Here is a 2,853-nt window from a genome sequence, read left to right as displayed (position 1 = left end):
CTCAGCTCGCCGAGCTGAGTGAGCGGCACGAGGAGGAGCTGGCCGCCGGCGACGACCGGTACGCGGCACTCGCCGAGCGCGAGAAGGACCGCTACGAGGCGCTGTCCGCACGGCACGAGCAGCTGCTCGCCGTGCTCGGGCGTTCCCTGCGCGGGCCGCTGGACCAGCTGCGGACCGAGCTGTCGGTCCTCGCCGCGGACGACGCCGGCCAGTTGTGGCCCGAGGCCAACCAGGTGCTGCACCACCTCTCGGCCGGCTACTCGCGCATCACCACGCTCGTCGACAACGTCCTCGCCTACCAGCGCCTCGACTCCGGGACCGAAGAGGTCACCCGTACGAAAGTGATGCTGGACGCGGTCGTCGCGGCCGGTGTCGACGGGGCGGTCGAGCTGATCGGGCCCGGGCGCGTGCAGTTCGCCGTGCACGCGCCGCCCATCGAGGCCGAGGTCGACCCGCAGCGGCTCGCGACCGCGCTCGCGCATCTCGTCGCGGACGTCGCGGGCGTCGACTCCACGGGCAACGCGCCGGTCTCGGCCGGCGGCTACATGGACAACACCGTCGTCGTGGCTGCCGCGCAGCGCGGCGAGGTCGTACGGATCGAGGTGCGCGGGCCGTACACCGGGGGAGACCCGGTGCACGAGCCGATCGTGCGGGGCATCGTGCGCGCGCACGGCGGAGTGCTGCAGACGCACGAGGTTCCCGGGATGAGCGGCAGCGCGTTCGTCCTTGAGGTGCCGATCGGGGGCGGGGCCGGGGCGGTTCCGGCTCCCGGTGCGGACGCCGGTACAGCTCTGGCCCTGAGTACAGGTACGGGTACGGGTGCGGACGCCGGTGTGGGTCCGGGCTCGGCTCCGGACGGTGGCGGCGTCGGTTCCGCGCTCGCGCTGCCCGAGCAGGCCTCGCCGCAGGGCGGTGGGCGACGGCGGGCCCGGCGGGCTTCCGTCGACGCCTTCCTGGAGAGCGAGGTCGGTCCCTCGACGGAGACGGCCGTGCCCACCGGGCGGCGCAGGCGCGCTGCCGGGGACGGCGGCGGAAGCGGTGGCGGGGGCGGGGCTCAGCTCGCGCTTCCCGCTCAGGCCTCGGCCGACGAGGGCGGCGCCGAGGGTTCCGGCGGGACCGGGCGGCGGCGAGGGCGGCCCAGTCCGGCCGAGGGCGACGGCGTCTCCGAGGGCGCGGTCGTGACCGCCGCAGAGCACGCCGCCGGTGCCGCTGCCACGGGGCTCGGGCAGACCGTGCCTCCGCAGGGCGTGCCCGTGCCCGCCGGTGGACGGCGGGCACGACGGGACGGCGAACGGCAGGCGCTGCCCGCGGCCTTGCCCGCGGCGCCTTCGCCCGCGCCTGACGCGGGTGCCGCCGTGGACGCCAGTGGTGGCGCGCCTCAGCCGACGGGACGGCGTCGGCGTGCGCTGGCCGCCGCGGCCGAGCGTGCGGCGGCGCAGGAGGCGGGGCCGCGCGCGGTGTTCGCGCTCCCGCCGGCCGAGGCGGACCGCTCTCCGGAGTACGCCGCCCAGCAGGCCGAAGCTCACGGCCAGGCAGCCCTCGCCCAAGCACCGGTGGGTCAGCCGGCTCTCAGTCAGGCAGCGCTCGGACACGCTCCCGCCCAGGCCGACGACGGGCGCCACGACGTGGCGTCGCACAACGCGGCCGACGATCACACGCCGCCCCAGCCTCATCCGTTGCAGGCGCCCAGCGGGCGTCGACGGGCTCGGCAGGCGGCGGGCGAGCTCGATGCGGCCACCGCCACCGGGGCGCCGGGAGTTCCCGGGCAGATGGCTCCGGCGCAGGGTGCTCCGCAGGCTCAGGGTGTGCAGGGTGTGCCCGTCGCGCCCGGGCAGGCCGTGGCGGTTCCGGGGCAAGGGGTTCCTGGGCAGGCAGTTCCTGGACAGGGGGCGCCTGGACAAGGGGCTCCCGGACAAGGCATGCCCGCGCAACTGGGCCCCGTACAGGGCGTTCCCGGGCAGGCAATGCCCCTGCCCGGACAGCTGCCCCAGGCGCAGGGCGTGCCCGCTGAGGGCATGGCGCCGCAGGCTGCTTCCGGGCAGCCCCTGCCCGTCGCCGTACCCGCCCAGGGAAATCCCGGTCAGGGCGCCCCCGCCCAGGCCGCTCCCGTTCCCGGGCAGGCCGTTCCTCCGCAGGGCATGCCCCAACCGGGTGCTCCAGGACAGGCCCTACCGCCGCAGGCCGTACCCGGCCAGGTCGCGCAGGCAGGTGCGGCTGGTCCCGCGGGAGCCGTCGGCCCCGGCGGGGTCCCGGCAGCCGCTGCGCCCGCCCAAGGCGCCCAGGCCCCCGCGCAGAACGCCCAGCAGCAGCCGTCCCAGACCCCCGCTGACGCGGCTGCGGCTGCGGCTGCGGCCCAGCAGTCCTGGCCCGGTGCGTCCGACACCTCCGGCGCCGGGGTCCCCGTACAGCAGGAGGCCGGTGCCGCGGGTCAGCCCTGGCCAGGTACGGCCGACGGACCGGCGGACCCGGAGCCCGCGTCCGCGCCTGCTCCCGTCCCGGAGCAGCCCCGTGCCGCCCAGCCGCTCCCCGCCGAGGCCGCGGCGCCCGCACCTCCCGTCGACCCCAACTCGACGCAGGGCCGCGCCTTCAGCGTCCGTACGCTCGGGCAGGGCGTCCCGTTCGGCCGCCGCATGACGGACGCGCAGCAGCCCCGGCAGAGCCGGCCCGCGTCCCCGACGCCCCAGCCGCTTCCTCAGGCCCAGGCTCAAGCCCCGGTCCAAGCCCAGGCGCAGGCGCAGGCCGCTCCGCAGCCCCAGGCGCCCACGCCTCCCCCGCACGCGACCAACGGCTCCGGGCGGCGTCGGCGACCGGGTCGGGGCGGGTGCCGCGCTTCCGCCGCCGCCCGGAGCCGTT

1 protein-coding gene is annotated in these 2,853 nt (G+C 77.6%); it reads left to right on the top strand.

Annotated features, from left to right (window positions below; translation table 11 throughout):
• Positions 1-2,853: ATP-binding protein (locus AOK17_RS34540; RefSeq protein WP_483855186.1), on the top strand; the 2,853-nt coding region annotated here is incomplete at both ends.

Origin of the sequence: Streptomyces phaeochromogenes, from assembly GCF_001418655.1 — a bacterium.
Taxonomy (GTDB): Bacteria; Actinomycetota; Actinomycetes; order Streptomycetales; family Streptomycetaceae; genus Streptomyces; species Streptomyces phaeochromogenes.
Note: the sequence above shows the minus strand (reverse complement) of the source record. Positions and strands in the feature narration are given on the sequence as shown.